Below are 20,129 nucleotides of genomic sequence, written 5' to 3' on the forward strand. Positions count from 1 at the left end.
TCCCTTCGGGTTAGGTGAGTTGGGCGGCGATGGCGTCGGCGAGGTGGGACGGGACGCCGAGCCGGGCGCGCAGGGTGTCGGTGTCGATGCGGGTCCCGGTGCGGGCGTGGTGGTCGTCGGCGACCTTGCGGGCGTGGTCGACCAGCGCGGTCGGGACCGGCGGAGCCGAAACCGTGGGCGGAGACGGGACGGGCTCAGGCGCGGGAAGCGCGGGAGCTTCCTCGACCTCAGGCGCCGGGGAGGCGTCCAACTCCGCCTGTTCGGCAGCCGGTTCGGGTTCTGGGGTGGGGGCTGCGGGTGCCGGCGGATCCGGCACCCGGTCTCCAGGCGAGTGGGCGAGGAGGGTGCCGCCCATGAAGGCGATCGCGGGCCAGGCGGCGACCAGGATGCGCAGCCAGGCCGGTACGTCGCCCAGGTCGAGGAGTCCGGCGGTGGCGACGTTGGCGCCGAGCGAGGCGACCAGGGCGATCAGGAACCAGGACCAGGCCAGCCGGGACGGGCCATCGGAACGCAGCCGTCGCCAGGCGGCGACCAGCAGCAGGTCGACCGAGACGGGGTAGGCCCAGGCCTTCCAGCCGTCCTGTCCGGCAGCGGCGGCCAGGTCGTGCAGGTGGGCGAAGGACAGCGCCCCGGCGATGACGGCCTGGACCAGGACGGCATCGATACGCAGTCGCGCGGCCATGATGGTCACCTCGCCAGGGGGCGGCCGTTGGCCTGGGCGATGGCGGTCAGGACCCGGTCGAGGTTGGTCGCGTCCAGGCCGCTGACCGCGTCGCCGAGCGGGATGCGGGCGGCGGTGTCGGCTAGCGATGCGGCGATGGCCAGGATGCGCAGTTCCCCGCTGGAGGCGGGCAGATCCTGTGCGGCCAGCGCCTCGACGACCTTGAGCCAGTCGATGCCGTACGGCTCCGGGGCGGGCCCGGAGTAGTCGATCAGCAGCAGGCCGGGCCGTTCGGCCAGCCGCTTGATCCACAGGCCGTGGTCGATGAGGAGGCCGATCGCGGCCCGCATGGCCGGGGAGCCGTCGGCCACCCTCTGGAGGATGTCGGCCAGCTCGGCAGCGTCGATGGTCACGGCGCCGCCGTCGTCGGTGTCGTACCAGGGGCAGTCACGTTCGTCGTGGTCGATGCCGGTCTCGTCGCCGTCGACGTCGCCGCAGTGCTCGCAGAACATCGGGCGCTCCTTCCTGTCATAAGGCATGGAGGGGGTAGGGACGTGGCGCGAAGGCGGTCGCACCGACCGGGGAAGCAGGGGGAGGTCAGGCGGTGGCCGGGGCTGGTTTGGACAGCGGCACGCGGGCCGAGGGCAGCGGGGCAACCGCGGGCCGGAAGGCCGCCAGGGCGGGCAGGTCCGGGGTGCGGTCCGCGTGCTTGTTGCAGAGGTTCACGGCCTGGCGCAGCGAGGTGTGCGGGGCGCGGATGCGGGCCCAGCCGCCGGTCGAGTCGCCGGTGATGGCGATGCCGGGGGTGTCGGTGGGGATCTGGATGGCGGCGAGGACGGCGTCCGGGGCGATGTCGCCGAAGGCCATGTTCGCCGAGGGCTCGTCGTTGACGCGGTGCGCGGTGCGGCCGGTGAGCTGGGCGCGGAGCATCGTGATGCCCTTGCCCAGTTCGGAGCCAAAACGCTGCCCGCAGATCTCCAGATAGATGCCGGCGGCGCGGCCGAGCTGGGCGAGGCGGACCAGGGCAGTGATGATGCGGTCCCGGCGCTTCTCCTCGTCCTTGGTGGCGAACAGGGCCAGTTCGGCGACCTCGTCGACCAGGACCACGACCGGGACCGGGCGCAGGTCGGCGGGCAGGTCCCAGATGTCGGCGGCGATCTCCGCGTCCGGCACGGCGACGCTGATCCGCTGCTGAGCGCGGATGAGCTGGTAGACGTCCTCCATATGGGTCACGAGCGCTTCGAGGAGTTCGAGCGCGGTGTCCGGGTTGTCGGCCAGCGCGGAGAACCGGCGGGCCAGCGGGAAGAGTTCGACGCCCTGCTTGCAGTCGATGCCGACCAGGGCCACGTCGTGCGGAGCCAGACCCGCCACCAGGTTGCGCTGGTAGACGGACTTGCCCGACTCGGTAGCCCCCAGCGTGAGCCCGTGGGGGACGCTGCGGTAGTCGCGGTAGTGCACCGAGCCGTCTTCACGGAGCGCGACCGGGACCCGCATGGGCGCCTGGTTGGTCTTGGCGGGCATCTGCACCCGCTTGAGGACGTCGTAGCCGGTCATCCGCAACTCGACGACACCGGACCGCAGTTCACGGGAGGTCACGCCGTACATCCCAAAGGAGTGGCGCAGCCGGTCCGTTGCGGCCGAGACGTCGAACGCGTCCTGTCCGGGCCGGAGCTTGATCCGTAAGACCAGGCCGGTCCGGGTGGGCCGCAGCCGCAGGATGCGCGGCACACGGGAGTCCGGCGCGGGCCGGTTGGTCATCCGGGCCAGAGCCAGGCGCCAGCGCGAGGGCGGAACGGTCAGCCCGCAGGCGTCCATCACGGAGGCGTAGCGGACCAGGACCCGAACGGCGGAGATGGTGACGCCGAAGGTCAGCCAGTACCAGGCGGGGCGCCGCCACCGCAGGATCACTGCGGAGGCGACGACCAGCAGCAGCGCGACCGTGAACCCGGTCATGGTCAGGCCGCCTTGGGCTTCGAGGCACCGGCGGCCAGCGAGGTCACGGCGACCGCGCGGAACGCGATCCCGTGGCGCTTCTGCCCGTTGAACTCGTTCTCCCACGCCGAGGCGACCAGGCCCGTCAGGGCGACCGGGGTCCCCATGATCAGGTCCTCGGAGACGCCGGGCTGCGGAACGGTGAGCTTGAGGATCTCCACCTCCTCCGGCGTGGAGAACATGACCTCCACGGTCATCAGGGTCACGCCGTCCTTGTCGGTGGCGATCTCGCCGGTCCGGCGGTCCTTGACCTTCGGCTGCGGAGCCTTGGCGACCATCACGGTCGCGCTGGTGGTGTCGACGGGAATCTGACGCACAGCAGATCACTCCTTTATAGAGGCTGGACTCCGTCACTCATGTATATGAGTGACATGAAGAAGAGTGCCTGACTCCTATACATGAGTCAACCCGCCGCGAAGAAGAACTCGCGACGGGCTGAGGGGAGTTGAGCGCGCGTCAGTCGGCTGCGGGGATCCGGTACTCGAAAACGAACTGGTCAGCGGCCATGAGGGTGTCGCAGACCTCCACCACACGGCCTTCTGTCGTCACGGCATCTCGGATCAGGTGAACCACTGGCGAGCCGGGGCTCAGCGCTAGTTCCGATGCCTCCGCCTTGGAGGCCGGGCGTGCTTGCAGCGTCTCGACGTACTCGGCGAACTCGTGCCCGTGGTCTTCGAGTCGGGCGTAGATGCCACCGCCGCCGGGGTTCTCGGCGAACAGCTCGGGGATGTCCTTCACCACGTCCCACGGCAGGTACGACGTCGCCGTCTCCACGGGCGTGCCGTTGCGGAAGTAGAGGCGCCGCCGCGCCAGCACCTGAGTGCCGGCGGAGACCCCCAGCCGCTCGGCGATGTCCTTGGGTGCGCCCATGGGGCCGATGTAGAGGACGCTCACCTTGGCGGTGGCGCCGGACTGCGCGGATTCGGCGAGGTAAGCGGCCTTGCCGCCCCTGCGGTGCGAGCGCCGGAAGCGATCGGAGGAGCGATGCCGTACCGGTGGCCGATCCTTCACGATCGAGCCCTTACCGTGCCGCGTCTCGACGAGCCCGCTCGCGCGTACCTCGACCATGGCCTTACGGATCGTCCCGCCCGAGACCTGATAGCGCTCGACGAGTTCCGACTCACTCGGCACCATCTCACCAGGCTTGAGGACGCCCGCCCGGATCTGCTGCACGATCTCGTCAGCGATCTGCACGTACCGAGGTACGGACCGCTCGCCTCCTACCGCGGTTCCCATAGTCCTTCTCTTCCTCCTATGCTCCTGTACATGAGTACATCACGGGAAGCAACCTCAACACCACCGCTGCACTCGGTGTCCGTGGCCGGGGTGGTGGTGCGCGAGGACGGGCGCCTCCTGGCGATCCGACGCGCCGATAACGGCACTTGGGAACTGCCTGGCGGCGTACTCGAACTCGACGAGGCACCCGAGACCGGCGTTGCCCGCGAGGTCCTGGAGGAGACGGGCATCCACGTCGAGGTGGATGAACTCACCGGCGTCTACAAAAACACCACCAGGGGCATCGTCGCCCTGGTCTTCCGCTGCAAGCCTTCAGGCGGCCACGAGCGCACGTCCAGCGAATCAACCGCCGTCGACTGGCTCACGCGCGAAGAGGTCAGCGAGCGCATGGCCGAGGTCTACGCGATCCGGCTCCTGGACGCCTTGGACCACAACGGCCCACACGTGCGGAGCCACGACGGCAAGCACCTGATCTCAGCGCGGTAGAACTTTCCCTACTTCATCAAGGCACCCGGCTGCGCTTCGCTCCGCCGGGCGGGCTTCCCGGCTCCGCCTGGGGCGCCGCTCCTGCCTTCGGCCCGCTCCGCCCCCTGCTGCGCCGACGCCCGCCCACACATGGACAGGGCCGAGGCCAATCGGCGATCACCCGACGCAACGGCCCAGGGACAAGGCAATGCCTCCGGCGGGGGCGCTCTGACTCTGGGATGGAGGGGGCGCCGTACGCGACTGCGGGCCCATCGTGGCGAGCGGGGAGGGCTTCCATCCCGTCCACCATCGACCCAGGCAAAGCCGAGCAGACGCGGCCCATGGCGTCCAGGTCGTTCGTACAGTGGCGCGCTCCACCTGGACGCCATGAACCACGCCCGCTCCACGGTGCGTGGGTCGAAGGCGGACGGGATGGAAGCTGGGGAGAGTGGTGGCTGATGAGCAGTCGCAGAACGCCACCCTTCACTGGATCATTTCACTCGACCATTCAGGAAGGTGCGCTTTCATCATTCCTATCCACCCGGATGAATGAAATCGAATCGGGCTCAGGAACACTGTTACCGGCCCTTCGCATAGCATTGGCCAGCTCCTCATAGCGCCCGGGCGTCAGCATGACACTCCCCTCGCTTCCGTCAAGATTCACTTGTGCAGAAGAAGAGTGGCCGACTGGCGTTTTGAATGAAATCGTCAGTGGGTCCCCCACTGATACTCCCGCCAGGTCTTCGTGACTGAGATTCATGTCCAGCGACTCACCGGGCTCCAACCACCGGGGCAACTGCGCCCCCTCAGAAGCGTTCCACCTCCGCCGACTACCCCCCACCCCTTGAACTACATCAATATCATTAAGGTAAACCTTGGATCGTCCTACATTCACGATCCGGGTGCGAATAAACCACGACAGATCTTCATGGTTAAACTGCTCCCCGAGCACCCTCGCACTAAGGGCACGATCGGCTGATTCACTCAGAGCATCAAACGCATGTTCCGCAGTAACAATCAGCTTGGGGCGCTTTGCGTCCCAATAGGTAAGCGCCTGCCATGCGAAGGCAATAGTTGCCACAATCGCCGCATATGCGGCAATCCAATCCGACGCCCCCACTGGCCCCCCTAGTCCAAGCTGACTGAGCGCCTCAGGGTACCTAGAAGTCCGCGGTTAGAGCGTCTGTTCTCCTTGGAGGCCTCACCGGACTTGTGTGCCGGAGGCAAGACGCCCCACGGTGAAGTGATCCACTCGTCGACGGTCCCGGCCGTGCCACTCACATGCCAGAACGGACGGGGACTCACGGGGAACTGGGGCTCACCGGGGGAGTTCCGCCAGGCCCAGAGCAGTCCAGGCAAACCGCAGGTCACGCCTACGATCAACTCACCTCGCTCATAAAGTGGTTGTCCAGCCCGCTCAGCCCGCTCACCGAGTCCACGCCCGCAGGAACTCTTCGGCCGGGACGGCCTCCAGCGGATCCTCTTCAGGATCGATCGCTTGGTCTGTCAGGAAGCCGTGCTCGTCCTCCAGGTGCTCCCAGCTGTACCGGTGGAGTTGGCCGGCCGAAGCCAGCTCGGCTTGTTTGATGACGACCAACTCACCGCGGTCAGGTACGGCCTCGATGTACCACAGGCCGCCCTCCTCGTCAGCGTGGCGGAAGTGGTGCCGCTGGGTGGCGGCTTCATCGAGTGCTCGGAAGTACGCCACGGTCTCTGCTTTGATGCGCTCCAGGTCAACCACTGGACCATCGTGCCAGCGAGCGCACGCGGTTGCCCCGTTCTGACATCCACGAGTGACATCAACGGCGCCGGACGTCAGCACTCCCAGGCGGTCTGGCATGGCCAGCGTGGCCCGGTGGCTCCCCGATGGCGCCGAGGAGTGATCGAACTCCCAAAGCGGTGCTCGTTTCTCGTGTGCTCACCACCGATCTGCAGGACGGGCCATTAGATCGGGGTGACGGGGCACAAACACGGCAGTGCCCCGTCGGGGATCCTCGCGGATGTCAGCAACATCATTCGTCGCCGGACTGAGGTCCTGTGACCAGTGGGCTCTGAGGGCCTCGGATCTCGTCGCGCAGCTCACGCACAGCGCGTACTGCCTTCTTCGCCTCACGGCAGGTGGCGGGTACCTTCTTCAGCGCCGTGACAAGGATCCAGGCAAGGGCGCCGACGAACGCAACAATCGTCGCAGCCCAACCATAGATTTCCATTCGGACCGATCAAACTTTCCCGTTTCGATTGGTAGGTCCGAGCGCGCTATCCCGGGAAACGGTGACGGCACGGGCGCGCGTGGTGTATTGAGCGCCAAGGCGCTTGAGCTTGCGCCGTACACGCTCGCCATATGTCTCCGGACTCGCGGCACCCGCGAAACGCGCTGCTTCGGTCCAGTTGGCAATGGATGGATGAGCCCAGGCCATCGCGACTCTGCGCTCGGTCGGGTCAAGGCCAGCGAGGACTGCGTTGACGCGCTTGTCGTCGAATGCGGCCTCGAAGACGAGATCGTCCATCCGCAGTTCGCCAGCGACGAGGTCGCGCAGCGTCAGGTTGTCGCCGAGCGGGGTTTCGAGGAGCATCACCCGGGAGCCTCGCACCCGCCGCCGCCAGACCGGAACGAGTTGCCGGTGGATGGTCTTTGCGTCGGACTTGATGGTGCCCACAACTTCAGGGCCGATGCGACCGCCATGCTCCAGTGGGGTGGTCCAGTCCCCGATCAGCGCGGTCCGGACGGCCTGATCCCACTGGGGCCCGCAGGGCAGTACCAGGTACTTGCTGACGAACGTTTTGGAGTCATCGCAACGATCGCACGCGTGCCCCAACGCCCAGTCCCGCGCTGCCAAGGCGCGGTATGTGGCGGTTTGCATAGCAGCGTGCAACGACGTCGCGGTCGCCCGGATCGCACGGGCACCGCCCGGGGCGGCAATGACGTGTGTTCCATCAGGCCTGCCGGGCTTGGATGTGCAGTCCACCCAGGCGCTGCCATCAGCGCCGAGCGTCAACACGTAGCGATCGCTCCACGGCAGTCCGAACACCCGCTGGTCGGGCGGGGTCCCTTCCGGGGCTGGGCTCTGGACTCCGGCGGTCACAAGCGACTGCGGGTCATCGATGCGGGACACAGGCGTTCTCCTTGCACTCCCAGTTTTTCCTTCCCTTCTTGGTCCCTGGAGAGGGCCGCATCGGCAATAAATCCGAATCCTCCCATGTGACTTGCATCACTCCATGGAAGGTGTCGCTGTGCACTAACTAACTCCGACACGCAAGCCGCCAACGGAGGCGCCAAGAGACCAACAACTGACCCCCGGTTGAACCACCAGCGGCAGGGCCACACCCAGTGCCAGCGGCTCCCAACTGCAGCACGGTAGCGAAATACAGCACCCACCGTGACTGCTAGCGGCCGTCAGCGGCCCTGGGCAGCTTGCTCACCGCGCGACGAGAGATCGTGCCAGACCCGTGCCAGATCGTGCGGGGAACCACGGGGAACACCGGGGAACCGCTCGACGGCCCACCAGGCGCCGACACCGCTCCGCCGCAGGTCAGCCCCGAACCAGGCCCCAGATGCCCTTAGCTTCCCAAGCTGATGTCCCACCAAAGCACCCAAGTTGGCCGCTCTCCCGGCCACGTCGGCGGCCGTCAGGGACGATTCCCTTCGCGACAACCGGGTCTTCACCCCTGCCCCGCCACCAACAATCATCGAAACTCCCGCCCGACGCCGTTCCGCCGACCTCAGACCTCCGGTGCCTCGAACCTGATTCGCTCCATCAGATCGATTAGGTAGTGCACGATTTCAACCGGGTTGTTCGTTGCGGCAAAGATGCGGCGGTCAACACCCAATTCAGGATTGAAGTTGTGTGAGTGCACCACGACGGGGAGATCGACGTTTCTGTCCTCTAACTCACGCAGCATTCTGATCCCCGCCTGAGGATCTCCATCACGATCTATGTCACTCAGGATGACGTCATACGAGCCGTGCCGCAGCGCGACCAATCCTTCGTCGGTTGAACGAGCCGTGTCTACGACCATATCCATAGACCGGAAGAGGCTGATCAAGGCACCGTTGTGCTCAGGGTGATCGTCAATCCAGAGAATCCTGCCGCCCCTCAGTGTGTCGGCTGCATGCTCCAGTCTGCTCAGGACTCCACGCCTCCTGGTTGGCGTCACTGGGGTATCGCTGTCCTCGGCAACTTGGTCGAGCAGTTGACCTGCCATCTCGACCTCAACCCCGAGGGCCCGCAGTGCGGTAACCCGAGGAACCAGGCTATGAATGATCGTCCCTCGCAACGACAGGTAGACGATGGCGGCGAAGGTCGCCCAGAAGAGGCTGGGCAACGTGCCAATCAACTTGATCCATATCGCTTCCGGCATGTGGCCATGATCGGCCCTGGCTGCGAGCGCTGCAGAGCAAACGAGTACATCAGCCAGATCCTCTGCACCATGCGAGGTCGTACAACGATGGCAGGAGACACCGCAGGTGACCTGTCCCGGGCTGCTCAGACAGTTCCTGGCAAGCTCCAGAAAAGAAGAGCCGCGCCGAGTAAGGCGGTTGGTGACACGCCGAACCGTCTCATTCAGCGCCGTTCACGGTGGTCCAGACGAGGCCGAAGCCCGAAGGGTGCTCCCACGTCCGACCTCCCATGAACGCAGGTGAACGACCCCTTTCGAAGACTCTGAGGCCACCAACAGACTTGGAAAGCGTGCGTCCCAGAGAAGTGTCGTTGGTGCATCCCAAGCTGAGGGCACTGCCGTCGATCCGGACCGGCTTGGCTTGACTGGGAGAGAAGCCCCGGTCCCTGACCGGGGCTTCTCTCCTCATGAGTGCGCTACCGCGAAGCGAAGGTCAGCGCTACCAGTCGCGGCTTCTGATTACCCTTCAGAAGCGGTCAGGTTCGCTCACCGCCAAGAGGTGCCCGCGGCTGGTCGCGACACGGAGCACGTCCCGCAAGGCTTCGGTCAGCTTCGTCGCCAGAGGGCGCAGCTCCCCCAGCTCCGCATCCTCGTCGCCGAGTACTTCTAGTGCTTGCTCCAGCAGTTCGGTCGCCATCCCGAGTTGGACCGCTTCCATGTCGTCCGCCAGGCGGGACATGTAGCCTTCGCGGTCATCGGTGCTGAGATAGCAGGGCTTGCCCTCCGGCCCCGACCACGGGAGAAGCCTTAGCTCGTTTCGGGCTGTCATCCTTGTGTCTGCCTCTCCTCGATCACGTGGTGGGTGGTGAAGACCGCGTCGACGCGGTCCCCCGGGAACACCAGAAGCGCGGCCTCAACGACCCGCCCAGCGCTGTCGGCGGCGACACGTGTGATCGCGAGAACCGCCACGGCGGAGCTGATCCGAAGGGTCGAGACTTCGTCCGGCGTCGGGAGGCGGGCGCATACCGTCTCCCGGAACTCGGCCGGCGGGGGGCTCAGCATGGCGAACCTCGTGGCTGTCCCCTCGCTGGAGGTTCCGTCGCCGAGCACTGAGGTCGGCGTCAGGTCACGCGGGACGTAGAGGCGGGCCAGGCTGTGCGGCGACTCTCCCTCGTGGCTGATGCAGAGGAACTCGGTCAGTGGCGTACCGTTCGGCACCCTCAACAGGGCTGTCAGATGCCCGCACGCCCGGATCGCGGTGGTGCGGACAGTGACGCGCAGAGCCGCGTCAGCAGCGGTCCACGGGTCCAACGTGCCCCATCCGCCGACGTATGTGATCTTGCGGAGGGGACGACGAACGAAGTTCCCCTTGCCGTGGATCTTCTCGACAAGGCCTTCCCCCTGAAGCACTGCGAGAGCATTCCGCAGTGTCGGCGTGCTGACCCTGTATTGACCTGCTAGCTGAGTCTCAGAGGGAAGGCGTTCGCCGGCCTTGATCCGGCCGGTCGTGATCTGGTGCCGGAGGTCATCGGCAATGCTGTGACGGCGAGAAGGCACGGACTCCATCACCGCCTTCTCAGCATCCGCACGGCGACGAGCCGGGTCCGCGTGTGCATGGTCAGCAACTCACCCGACTCGAACAGGAGTTGCTTGGCCCCGTGGGGCAACTGGAAGAGGTTGCTCACCCGGCACGCCCGGCCGCCGACCTGTATGACGTCGCCGCACTGCACGGTGGTCGAGGTGATCTCAACGGTGGATACCAGCGCGCCGCTGGGTGCCCGTTCCCTCACCGCTTCACCCCCGCAAGCGTGGACTGGTCGAATGCCGAGTGGCAGGGGCAGTCGCATGCCTCGTAGATCACCGGAAGGTCGATCGGCGCCGCGGCCGGGGAGGACTCCGCGCAGGCGTGGTGCGTGCCGATCCGGCATGAGGACGATCGGTAGGAAGCAGCCTCAGCGTGCGTGATGCGAGGCTGTTGGCGAGGAGGCATCAGCGGACCCCCGCGAGGGCGGACCAGGCTTCAGCCGACAGATGGCGAGCTACCACCATCGAGCGCTGCCGTACGCGCTTCTCCCAGGCCAGCATGTACGGACGGACGAGCGCGATGTCCTCACCCGCGAGCGAGGCCGCGCGGTCCGGGTGCCGTCCCTGGGCGGTCGTAGACCTGTCGGTGAGCGCAGGGTGTGCCAAGGCGGCTGTCCGCCGGGAGGATGTTAAGGGGCGGCGGTGCCTGCCCTTGGGGCGGTGCCGCTCCCTGGTGAGCGAGACGGCACGGCGGATACGGTTGAGCAACGCTGCTCAGCTCCTTATCGCTGATGGCTCGGTCCCCCGACATCGCCCGTCGTGGGGACCGCTTTGCGTACGACCGCCCAGAGGGTGCGGCCGTTCAAGCTGGTGGCGAGAAGCCCGAATTGATCGGCCTCGGCCACCGCTTCCAGGGCCTCCCGCCATGACTCGGCGGAGAGTGATTCCGGCACCTCCGCTTCGACCGACGTGTATCGGGCGTGCTCCTCCACGCGCGTGGGGAGCCCGACGGCCGATAACCGGGCGGCGATGGCCGCCGCGCTAACTCCCGAAGCGGGCACAGGGCAGCCTCCGTCACCGGCGATCACTTTGAGTAAAGCTAGTTAACTAGATTAGAGCTAGTGGACTAGATTTTCCATATGCCTGAGCAGCCGCCCTATCTCCGCATCGCCGACGAACTCCGGCGGCGGATCGCGGAGCACGTATGGGAGCCGGGGGACCGTCTTCCCTCCCGTGCCCAGATCGGCCAGGAGTGCAGCGTGGGCGAGAACGTGGTGCGCCGGGCACAGGAGCTGCTGATCTCCCAGGGCGTGCTGGAGGGCCGCGCCGGTTCCGGTACATATGTCGCCGAGCCCCGACAGCGGGTGCGAGTTGTCCGTTCATCGGCGCGCGAGCAGCCCCGACGGGTCCCCGTTCCGCGCGGACATGAAGGCTGTGGGCAGGCAGGGGGACTGGGAGAGTCGGACCGACGCCAAGGTACCGGCGCCGACGGAGATCGCGGCGCGCCTCGGTATCGCCGAGGGTGACCTATGCGTTCGTACCGCGTACGAGTTCCTCGCCGACAGCAGGCCGGTGCAGTTGTCGACGAGTTGGGAGCCGTACGACCTCACCGCCGGCACCCTCATCGTCCTCCCCGAGGGAGGGCCACACGCTGGAGCGGGCGTCGTGAACCGCATGGCCGAGATCGGCATCACCGTCAGCCACGCCGTGGAGCAGCCCGAGCCACGGCAAGCGACCGCCGAGGAGGCGTCACTTCTCGGCATCCAGAAGGCCGCCCTGGTCACACACATCCGCCGGACGTACTACAGCGACCAAGGGCGGCCCGTGGAGACGGCGGACATCGTGGTGCCCGCCGCTCACTGCGAGATCGTCTACGAGATCCCGATCAGTCGCTAGCGAGCTGCGGGGATGAAGTGAGAGACACCCTCTGCGGCTGGGGCGGTCGGCTCCACGGCTTTACGCAGCCACGTTGACGCGAGCCTCGAAGATCATGGCCCCAACGTCGTGCTTTAACAGGCAGGTCCACAGACTGCCCGACACGCCGGAAGCTTACGGGGCCATGATCACTCGCCCCATGGCAGCTCCCGCCCAAAGCCGCTCCGCCGACCGCGTGGTCCCGTGGCGCACTCGCTCGGGACCGGTCCCCACCGCTGCTGAGTACAGTCCGGTCATGGCTGAGGTAGAGGTGGGCATGACCCGAAGGCAAGTCAAGCGCTTACTTGGACGACCCACGGAGACGATCAACGAGAGGCAGTACGCTGCCTCGTTTTCGGGTGACGTCATAGACCTGACGGGCCGGGGACGGAGCCGGTCTGAAGCATGGATGTACGTGGGCGTGCCGCAAGTGGGGCAAGTGACCTTGATCTACTTCGAGCGAAGGCGAGTGGCCAAAGTGCAGACCCGTCCAGACCCGGCCAGCCCTTCGCAACCACCTGTAGAGAACGGCGACTGATGAGTGCTCGTCCTGTATGACGGCGGGGCAGCTCTTGTCAAGACCGCATGCGGCTGCTGACATCAACGGTTGACACCAACAGGTGCGAACAGCAACGGTCAGCGCCGATTCTCAGCGGACGATCAACCCTGGCTGCAAGCGTGTTGACACACGTCCACTGCTACCCATGATCGACCTGAGAAGGATGAGGCCAGAGCTCAAAGCCTGTGTACTGCGCGGCACCGTCCTCAACCGGTGGACGGCACCCCACCGGAGTAGCCCTAACCGATGTCGAGCTGGATCTGAATCAACCCAGTGTCGTCGAGGAAGTAACTTGTTCCAAAGATGATCAAGAGTGCGAGTATGATCATTATGAGCCAAGAAAGAGGTTTGTCCATCCAGTCGTCAATGCGGTCCGCCCACCTGTCGACTCTGCCTTCCAATCCGATTGCGATTCCCTCTGTGACTCTCACGTCTACGAGAGAAGATGTGAGAGAGGGCCGTGGATTGTCGTCGACGAGCAATGTATAGGTGACAACCACGTCCTTGCCGATCCGACTGGGCTTGATATGGAATTCGTGTTCCGCAATTTCGTAAGTAGGGATCTGTGCCTCGCGGGGGACTGATTCGGCGTTGAGTACTTCGAGGATCGGTGTCTCCAAGCGGACGCGGATGGGCGTTGCATTGTCGAAGGCGCTGCTAGGGACGTCTCGTCTTCCGGTGTTCTTGATAGCCACACGAACAATGTGCGGGTTCGAGAGAACCATTCTGTTGAGGCGTAGTTCAAGAGTGCTGCCCAGGGTGTGATTGCGCGAGCCGAGCGCAGTCGCCTCGAACTCGTACGCAATACGGCGCTTCGGGTGTGCAGACCGGAGAGTTGCCCAGATTGCGCCAATCCCGACCAGTACCGTGGTAATGACGCCCGCCGCTCCCCAGAACGTACCGGACGCCCAGAAGGGGTCCGCAGCGATCATCTGCATGGCTGGATTGAAGCAGGAGAACGGGGGGTTACGCAGTGGTTCAGCGCGATCGGCCCGCTCGGAGTCCTCGTAGATACGTAACACAGCGGGCATGACCACCGACGGCCGATCCATAGAGCTACGGATCAGACAACGACTTGTGGACTATCCGTGGACGAGTGATCGCTAACCAACCGGCGAGAAGCCCGTGACCTGCGCACACGTCTGGGACCGAAGCGCCCTCCGGAGCCGTGTGCGCAGGTTCGAATCCTGCCGGGGGCACTCCGGATCAAGGCCCTGACCTGCGGGAATGCAGTTCAGGGTTTTTGCGTTCATGCCAAAAAGCACACGATCTTTTAACCGTTGCTCTTTCCGAGCCACTCGGCGTCCCGAACGCTGCGCTCACTGCCTTCTGTTGACGCACTTGTGCTGGTCAGGCGTTCTTCAATGGGTGCTCGATGATCGTGCTCGGCCTCGGAATCGAGCCGCAATTCGAACTAGGGACCTTCACGCGACTGCTTCGCGAAAACCGCTATTGACCTGCCGAAATGCGCCAGACAGTGACGCGAAACACACACGGTTTGGTGGGTCGTCACCGTTTTGCCCCGGCATGGCACAACCGGCGCGGGTGCGCGTCGGCATAGTGCGCGAACTGTCCGGCGGCGGGAAGTACGTCCACGAACTGGTGACCGCTCCTGGAGTGAGCCAGCCGCTGGTCTCCCAGCACCTGCGGGTGCTGCGTACCTCCCGGATCGTGACGGCCCGGCGCGAGGCCCGCGAGACGCGGTACAGCCTGACCGACGACCATGTGGCGCGCATCGTGCTGGACGCCATCCGACACGCGCAGGAGTAGGCACCGCACCCGCGACACGGCGCCACGCCGACGGCCGCCCGTCAGGAAGCCGGGCGGCCGTCGGCGTGGCGCTCGCGCGTGTGAGTGCGGGTCAGCCCAGCTGGGGTCCGAGCCTCGTAGGACCGCCGGAGCCCCCACCGGACCGGGCGCTGCCGCGGCACGCGGTCGTCGGGCTCGGCGTCACCTGCCGCCCGTACTCCGCGCCCCGGTCCTCAACCGTCCGAGCCCGGGGACGAAGCGGCCCGCCGTGGCCCCGTACTCGAGGTAGGCACTGCCGTGAGTCGCCCGGAGGTAGGGCTCTTCGACGGCGCGTACCTGCAGCTCGATGGCGACAACCAGGGCGGCGAGAGAGATGAGCGCGACGATGTTCGGCACCATCAGCACGAGGCCGGCGGCGGTCACCACCATCGCGGTGAAGATCGGGTTCCGTACGTATGCGAAGACGCCGCCGGTGACCAGAGCGGTGCGCTCGTTCTGGTCTACATCCCACGCGCCAGGAGGCGCCCATCGCCCGCTGCGCCGCCAGCGTGCCCAGGAATCCGGTCACGGCCATGCCGGTGCCGGTTCCGTAAACGGCCGGAGCATGCGTAATGAGGACCGCCAGGCCCGCCAGTGTGGCGGTGGGCGCGGCGATCACGCCGAGCAGCGCCAGCGCGAACAGGATGCCCGCCCACCAGGAGGCCGAGCCGGGCGTGCCGGACAGTCCTCGGAAGCCCGTATCTCCGGTGCGGCGGCGCTGGAGCACCGCACGCACGCCGAACGCGGACAGCAGCCAGATCCCGTACAGCGCGAGTGCCGCCCAGGCTCAGCCGGTCATCGGAGGTCCGCCTCCTTATGCGGCGCGCAGCCCGAGCAGCCCGGGCCGCAGCCGCAACTGTCCTGCCCGGCTTCGGAGATGGCGCCGATCGGCACCGCGCAGCAGTTGTCGCCCCGCCATGCCTGACGGCCTTCCTTGACCGCGACGGCGGCGATCACCAGGGCGGCGATCGGATCGGCCCACGTCCAGCCCAGGAGGGAGTTGGCCAGCAGCCCGGCCAGCAGAACGGCCGAGAGGTAGGTGCACAGGAGCGTCTGCTTGGAGTCGGCGACGGCCGAGGCGGAGCCCAGCTCCCGCCCGGCGCTGCGCTGGGCGGCCGACAGGAACGGCATGACCGCGAGGGAGAGGGCGGCCAGCATGATCCCGGGGGTGGAGTGCTGCGCCTGTCCGGTGCCGGTCAGAGCGCGGACGGAGTCCACCGCGACGTACGCGGCGAGCGCGAAGAACGAGAGGGCGATGATGCGCAGCGCGGTCTTCTCCCGGGCCTCGCGTGCGGCGTGGTCGGCGGCGGAGAACTGCCAGGCGACGGCCGCGGCGGAGGAGACCTCGATGACCGAGTCCAGGCCGAAGCCGATCAGCGCGGTGGAGGAGGCGGCGGTGCCCGCGGTGATCGCGACGGTCGCCTCGATGACGTTGTAGGTGATCGTGGCGGCGACCAGGAGCCGTATCCGCCGGGTGAGCGTGGCCCGGCGGTCGGGGGCCGGTGCGAGGTTCACGGACGTCGGCGCGGTCATCAGCAGCAGCCCTCCTCGTCGGCGTCCGGGCAGGTGCGGTCGGCCTCGACGGCGAGGACCGCGCCGCGCAGGTCGTCCAGGGCGTGCCCGAGGCGGGCGTCGGCCAGCTCGTAGCGCACACGCCGGCCTTCGGGGACGGCGACGACGATGCCGCAGTCGCGCAGGCAGGCGAGGTGGTTGGACAGCCGGGTGCGGGAGATCTCCAGCGTGTCGGCCAGATCGGCCGGGTGGGCGGGGGCCTCCCGCAGGGCGAGCAGGATGCGGCAGCGGATCGGGTCGGCGAGCGCGCGGCCGAAGCGGGCCAGCGCGTCGATGTCGGAGGCGACGGTCAGCACCCTTCGAAAGTACACGACTTCCTGAATTCAGGAAACCTTGAATTATTCGGGGGTGGTGACGGAGAAGCCGACCGTCAGTGCCGGTGCGGCTCTCCTCGGTGGACCGGGCCGTGTGGGTCCTCGCAGTGCGCCGCGTCGCCGGTCGACGCACCGGGCCGGGCCACCTGCAGCACCCTCTCCGGGGTGTGGTCGAGCTGGAGCGTGGTGTGGGTGATGCCGTAGTCGTGCTGGAGGAGTTCCTCCAGGTCGCAGCGGAGGGCGTGGCAGTCGCCGCCGGGTTCGACCAGCACGCGGGCGGACAGGGCCAACTGACCGGAGGTGATCTGCCAGACATGCAGGTCGTGCACCTCGAAGACGGCCGGCTGTGCGACGAGCTTGTCACCCAGCGCGTCCGGGTCCACGTCCGCGGGGGCGGCTTCCAGGAAGATCCGGACGGACTCGCGCAACAGCCCCCACCCGGCCTTCACCATCAGCGCGACCACCACGAGGGTGGCGATGGCATCGGCGCGGGCGAACCCGGTGAGCAGCACGATCAGACCGGCGACCGCGGTGCCGATGAAGGCGAAGAGGTCGTTGAGGATGTGCTGGTAGGCACCCTCGACGTTGAGCGAGGTCCGGTTGGCCTTGGAGATGCACCAGGCGGCCGCGATGTTCACCACGATCCCGGCCAGGGCCGTGCCGAACACCAGCCCGCCTTCCACCTCCGGCGGGGCGATGGCACAGGGCCACACTCCCCGCTGGATCATCGTGGCCGGGATGGCCGCGGTGGCCGGGCCGGGCGCGGCCGTCCTGACGCGGCAACGGCTGACGGACACCCAACTACTGGGCGTCCTCGCGGGCGCGCAGCCGGCCTACCACGCGGCGTACTCGCTGCCCGGGGCCTGCGCGGCGGTGACCGGACAAGACGGCTCCCCTGGCGGGAGGTCCTGGCTGGTCGAACACCATGCGGTCGCCGGGCCGCCGCCCGGCGTGCTGCTGGCCGGGCACCTGGTGACCCTGCTGCTCGCCGCGCGCCTGCCGGGCATCACGGAACGGCTGCTGTGGCAGAGCAGGCCGCTGCTGGCGGCCGTACGACGTCTGCTGGTGTTCGTCTGGCCGCTGCTGAGCAGTCGCCACGGCACCGGTCCGCGGACCGCGGTCCCCAAGAGCACCTCGCCGCTGATGTCGGCGCTGCTGGTGCGGATGCACGAGGGCCGGGCGCCCCCGCGCCGTGGGTCCAGTCCGTTCACCCTTCCCCTCGACACCGGCTCGCCGGCCGGCCGCTTCACGGTGGGGTATCGGGTGGTCTCCGCCGACGGCCATCCCGTCTCTCCTCTTGTGTGGCTGGCGCGTATCCCGGGCAGCTCGCACAGGGAGCCGTATGCCCGGCGATGACAGGAAGACTTTCGTGGCGATTCCGTAAGCTCCGTCACTGCCGCTTCGAAGCGGCTGCCGCCCTATCGGGACGACGGTTCGACGCAGGCAGTGGCTCAGCACAGTACGGGCAGGCCACTGCCATCTTTTCCACGGAGCGGAGCATCGGGGCGGCTGAAGTCGTACGAGAGGTCGCTCACCGGCCAGGACGGCCTCGGGGCCTCGCCGCCGACACGGCGCGTGCGCCGGGGCCGGGCCGACCACCTGAGCCATGGACACGGCAGCTTCTGTTCTCCGCCGCTGCCCGATGGCGGCGATGTCGTTCCGACTCGCCGCCGAGCCGCTTCCTTGGCTGATCGACACGCATTCCACATTCCGAGGCATACTAAGTTGCTTAGTTAAATAGGTCAGCGTACCGGCCGCCAGTACCCCACCAAGGGGAACCTGCAGTTGCTGTCAGCCCCAGGAGAAGTACCCCGTGTCCACCACCGCGCTCGGCGATGCCCGATTGCGAGAGGCGGGCCGACGGGGCGGGTTACCAACGCAGAGGGCGGGCGTGACGTTTCCCCCTCGCACCGAAAGCCCGGCCGAGCGGCCACCTACTATGGCCTTGCGTACTGGATGGCGAAAAGGAGTCGGGCAATGCGACGGCTGGGGGATCTCGAAGCGGAGATCATGGATCGCCTCTGGACGTGGAACCGTCCGGCGACGGTGCGCGAGGTCGTCGACGACATCAACAAGACCCGCCCCATCGCGTACACCACGGTGATGACCGTCACCAACATCCTGTACAACAAGGGCTGGCTGCTGCGCGGCAAGCAGGGTCGCGCCTGGCTGTACACGCCGGTTCGCAGCCGTGAGGCGTACGCCGCCGCGCTCATGGAGGACGGCTTGGGCGAGAGCAAGGACCGCCCGGCCGCGCTCGTCCACTTCGTGGAGAACATGTCGGAGGACGAGGTGGCCGCCCTGCGCAAGGCCCTGCGGAACGTAGGATGACAGGCCCGGGCCAATCCGTGAACGCGGCCCCGGCCCTGATCGGCTACACGGCAGCGGTGGGGTTCGTCGCCCCGCGCCTCATGCTGCGCGGGAGCTGGCAGCACCGGGCCCCCGCGCTGGCGGCCGCGGTGTGGCACACCCTGGCCATCTCGTTCTCGATCGGGGCCACACTCACCGCGTACAACCTGGCCATGCCGGCCGAGCACCTGCACACCGACCTGGTGGGCCTGCTCCACGCCTGCGGCGTGGACGTGGGAACGGCCGAGCCCGACCCGGGCATGGCGGAGCGGCTTGCCGTCGGCGTCCCCGCCGCGATCGGGATGGCCCTGGGCGCAAGCTTCGCCTTCCATGTCGTACGAGCCCGTCGGGTGCGGACACGGCACCGGAAAGCGGTGGATTTGGTGGGCCGCCACTCGGCCCGGCTCAGCGCCACCGTCCTGCCGTACGACACTCCCGCCGCCTACTGCCTGCCCGGCCGCAATCCCCGGATCGTGATCAGCGACGCGGCCGTGCGCGAGCTGTCCCCCGAGCAGCTCGCCGCCGTACTGGAGCACGAGCAGGCCCACATCGCGGGCCGCCACCACTTGTTCCTGGCCGCCATGGAGGCATTCCATTCGGTGTTCCGGTGGCTGCCGCTGGCCCGCCACGCCCGGGAGCAGACGGCACTCCTGCTGGAAATGGTCGCGGACGACCGCGCGCTGCGCAGCCACTCCCACGAGGCGCTGGCCACGGCGATGTACGAGATGGCCGCGGCCCGCACCCCGAAGGGCGCGCTGGCGGCGGCCGGCCAGACCGTCCTGATCCGTCTGCAGCGGATCCTCGGCCCGCGCGAGGCTGCGCACCCCGCCCTGTGGGGTTCCGTGGCCGCCGTGGTCGTGGCGGTGCCGCTGCTGCCTTTGCTGGTCGCCTGTCCGCCCGGTCTCGGCTGAGGCCCCAGCTGACGGGGTCCTCCTGAGGCCGCTGTGACACTGACTCACTTGCGATGCGTAATACTAAGTTACTAAGTTCTAACCCGCTTGATGATGCCGGAGATGCTGGGGCGCGGGCCTGGGGCCGCGCCCCAGCGCCGGGTCCATGGGGGCGGTGCCGAGGCCGGCTCGTGTCGGGCCCGACCAGAGCCCGTCGCTCGATCCACAGACGCACAGAACCATGTCCGCGATGCTGCTGATGACGGCCGCGTGACCGTCGGGCCCGACGGCTGGATTCACTGCGTCCATAGGGGAGTGCAGCCGACACAGCCGGGAAGCGCCGCCGGGCGGCGTTCATGCCGACCGGTTGCTGCTCCGGGGAACTCGCTCACCCCGAGCCAGTGCCGCCATCCTCCGCCGGTACTCGGCGACGACGCGGCCGTGCATCCGCAGGCCGGCGAGCCGCTGCTCCGCGGCGGCCAGAGCGGCCCGGCGCCCCGCAGCCTCGCCGGCGGAGGACACCGCGG

General features: G+C 67.4%; 23 protein-coding genes and 2 pseudogenes. 6 read left to right on the forward strand and 19 right to left on the reverse strand.

Annotation, left to right across the window (positions count from 1 at the left end; all coding sequences use genetic code 11):
- Positions 1-10: 10 nt before the first annotated feature.
- From ACYVO6_RS45240 to ACYVO6_RS45260, 5 genes are all read right to left on the reverse strand, one after another.
- The gene (locus tag ACYVO6_RS45240; protein WP_461072129.1) at positions 11-682 is read right to left on the reverse strand and encodes a DUF2637 domain-containing protein; all 672 of its coding nucleotides are present in this window, start codon (positions 680-682) and stop codon (positions 11-13) included.
- A gap of 5 nt (positions 683-687) precedes the next feature.
- The gene (locus ACYVO6_RS45245; protein WP_461072131.1) at positions 688-1,173 is read right to left on the reverse strand and encodes a hypothetical protein; all 486 of its coding nucleotides are present in this window, start codon (positions 1,171-1,173) and stop codon (positions 688-690) included.
- 85 nt (positions 1,174-1,258) lie between these two features.
- Positions 1,259-2,614 carry an FtsK/SpoIIIE domain-containing protein gene (locus ACYVO6_RS45250; protein WP_461072133.1) on the reverse strand — a complete coding sequence of 452 codons (1,356 nt, stop codon included), beginning with the start codon at positions 2,612-2,614 and terminating at the stop codon, positions 1,259-1,261.
- A 2-nt stretch (positions 2,615-2,616) separates the two neighbouring features.
- Complete coding sequence (locus ACYVO6_RS45255; protein WP_461072135.1) at positions 2,617-2,970, reverse strand: SCO3933 family regulatory protein; 354 nt, start codon at positions 2,968-2,970, stop codon at positions 2,617-2,619.
- 139 nt (positions 2,971-3,109) lie between these two features.
- Complete coding sequence (locus ACYVO6_RS45260) at positions 3,110-3,889, reverse strand: GntR family transcriptional regulator (RefSeq protein ID WP_461072137.1); 780 nt, start codon at positions 3,887-3,889, stop codon at positions 3,110-3,112.
- Positions 3,890-3,907: 18 nt separating this feature from the next.
- Between ACYVO6_RS45260 and ACYVO6_RS45265 the strand changes: the two genes are divergently transcribed.
- Positions 3,908-4,375: an NUDIX hydrolase gene (locus ACYVO6_RS45265; protein WP_461072139.1), complete on the forward strand. Its 468-nt coding sequence runs from the start codon at positions 3,908-3,910 to the stop codon at positions 4,373-4,375.
- 487 nt (positions 4,376-4,862) lie between these two features.
- Here ACYVO6_RS45265 and ACYVO6_RS45270 read toward each other — a convergent pair whose 3' ends face one another.
- The 9 genes from ACYVO6_RS45270 to ACYVO6_RS45310 form a co-directional block, all read right to left on the reverse strand.
- A complete protein-coding gene (locus ACYVO6_RS45270) occupies positions 4,863-5,435 on the reverse strand; it encodes a hypothetical protein (RefSeq protein WP_461072141.1) in 573 nt (190 codons plus the stop codon).
- Between the two features lie 345 nt (positions 5,436-5,780).
- Positions 5,781-6,095, reverse strand: a complete 315-nt coding sequence (locus ACYVO6_RS45275) for a hypothetical protein (protein WP_461072143.1) — start codon at positions 6,093-6,095, stop codon at positions 5,781-5,783.
- Positions 6,096-6,573: 478 nt separating this feature from the next.
- Positions 6,574-7,467: a hypothetical protein gene (locus ACYVO6_RS45280; RefSeq protein WP_461072145.1), complete on the reverse strand. Its 894-nt coding sequence runs from the start codon at positions 7,465-7,467 to the stop codon at positions 6,574-6,576.
- Positions 7,468-8,074: 607 nt separating this feature from the next.
- Positions 8,075-8,713 (reverse strand): response regulator, encoded by a 639-nt coding sequence (locus tag ACYVO6_RS45285; protein ID WP_461072147.1) that lies wholly within the window; start codon positions 8,711-8,713, stop codon positions 8,075-8,077.
- Positions 8,714-9,218: 505 nt separating this feature from the next.
- A complete protein-coding gene (locus ACYVO6_RS45290) occupies positions 9,219-9,521 on the reverse strand; it encodes a hypothetical protein (protein ID WP_461072149.1) in 303 nt (100 codons plus the stop codon).
- Positions 9,518-10,258, reverse strand: a complete 741-nt coding sequence (locus tag ACYVO6_RS45295; RefSeq protein WP_461072151.1) for a GntR family transcriptional regulator — start codon at positions 10,256-10,258, stop codon at positions 9,518-9,520. The genes ACYVO6_RS45290 and ACYVO6_RS45295 overlap by 4 nt, the downstream gene beginning before the upstream one ends.
- Positions 10,258-10,482: a hypothetical protein gene (locus ACYVO6_RS45300; RefSeq protein WP_033329011.1), complete on the reverse strand. Its 225-nt coding sequence runs from the start codon at positions 10,480-10,482 to the stop codon at positions 10,258-10,260. Before ACYVO6_RS45300 ends, ACYVO6_RS45295 begins: the two co-directional genes overlap by 1 nt.
- Positions 10,483-10,681: 199 nt before the next feature.
- Positions 10,682-10,882, reverse strand: coding sequence for a hypothetical protein (locus tag ACYVO6_RS45305; protein ID WP_461072153.1), 201 nt, complete (start codon positions 10,880-10,882; stop codon positions 10,682-10,684).
- A gap of 116 nt (positions 10,883-10,998) precedes the next feature.
- Positions 10,999-11,277 (reverse strand): hypothetical protein, encoded by a 279-nt coding sequence (locus ACYVO6_RS45310; protein WP_461072167.1) that lies wholly within the window; start codon positions 11,275-11,277, stop codon positions 10,999-11,001.
- Positions 11,278-11,355: 78 nt separating this feature from the next.
- Between ACYVO6_RS45310 and ACYVO6_RS45315 the strand changes: the two are divergent.
- Positions 11,356-12,112 (forward strand): annotated as a pseudogene (locus tag ACYVO6_RS45315) (GntR family transcriptional regulator).
- A gap of 816 nt (positions 12,113-12,928) precedes the next feature.
- On the opposite strand, the gene ACYVO6_RS45320 reads toward ACYVO6_RS45315, so the two are convergent.
- Positions 12,929-13,627, reverse strand: coding sequence for a hypothetical protein (locus ACYVO6_RS45320; protein ID WP_461072155.1), 699 nt, complete (start codon positions 13,625-13,627; stop codon positions 12,929-12,931).
- Between the two features lie 589 nt (positions 13,628-14,216).
- On the opposite strand from ACYVO6_RS45320, the gene ACYVO6_RS45325 reads away from it, so the two are divergent.
- Positions 14,217-14,459, forward strand: a complete 243-nt coding sequence (locus ACYVO6_RS45325; protein WP_461072157.1) for an ArsR/SmtB family transcription factor — start codon at positions 14,217-14,219, stop codon at positions 14,457-14,459.
- A gap of 180 nt (positions 14,460-14,639) precedes the next feature.
- Here the strand turns inward: ACYVO6_RS45325 and ACYVO6_RS45330 are convergent, their stop codons facing one another.
- The 4 genes and pseudogenes from ACYVO6_RS45330 to ACYVO6_RS45345 all read right to left on the reverse strand — a co-directional run.
- Positions 14,640-14,918 (reverse strand): methyltransferase family protein, encoded by a 279-nt coding sequence (locus ACYVO6_RS45330; protein ID WP_461072169.1) that lies wholly within the window; start codon positions 14,916-14,918, stop codon positions 14,640-14,642.
- A 354-nt stretch (positions 14,919-15,272) separates the two neighbouring features.
- Complete coding sequence (locus tag ACYVO6_RS45335) at positions 15,273-16,010, reverse strand: cation transporter (protein ID WP_461072159.1); 738 nt, start codon at positions 16,008-16,010, stop codon at positions 15,273-15,275.
- Entirely contained in the window at positions 16,010-16,345 is a 336-nt protein-coding gene (locus tag ACYVO6_RS45340) for an ArsR/SmtB family transcription factor (protein ID WP_461072161.1), read from the reverse strand. Before ACYVO6_RS45340 ends, ACYVO6_RS45335 begins: the two co-directional genes overlap by 1 nt.
- Before the next feature lie 74 nt (positions 16,346-16,419).
- Positions 16,420-17,061, reverse strand: a pseudogene (locus ACYVO6_RS45345) (cation diffusion facilitator family transporter); the annotation flags it as partial.
- 466 nt (positions 17,062-17,527) lie between these two features.
- Between ACYVO6_RS45345 and ACYVO6_RS45350 the strand changes: the two are divergent.
- The 3 genes from ACYVO6_RS45350 (at position 17,528) to ACYVO6_RS45360 (ending at position 19,623) form a co-directional block, all read left to right on the forward strand.
- Positions 17,528-17,719, forward strand: a complete 192-nt coding sequence (locus ACYVO6_RS45350) for a copper resistance protein CopC (protein WP_461072171.1) — start codon at positions 17,528-17,530, stop codon at positions 17,717-17,719.
- Positions 17,720-18,340: 621 nt separating this feature from the next.
- Positions 18,341-18,694, forward strand: coding sequence for a BlaI/MecI/CopY family transcriptional regulator (locus ACYVO6_RS45355; RefSeq protein ID WP_461072163.1), 354 nt, complete (start codon positions 18,341-18,343; stop codon positions 18,692-18,694).
- A gap of 17 nt (positions 18,695-18,711) precedes the next feature.
- Entirely contained in the window at positions 18,712-19,623 is a 912-nt protein-coding gene (locus ACYVO6_RS45360) for a M56 family metallopeptidase (RefSeq protein ID WP_461072173.1), read from the forward strand.
- Positions 19,624-20,129 lie beyond the last annotated feature (506 nt).

It is taken from the genome of Streptomyces pseudoechinosporeus (assembly GCF_054783935.1).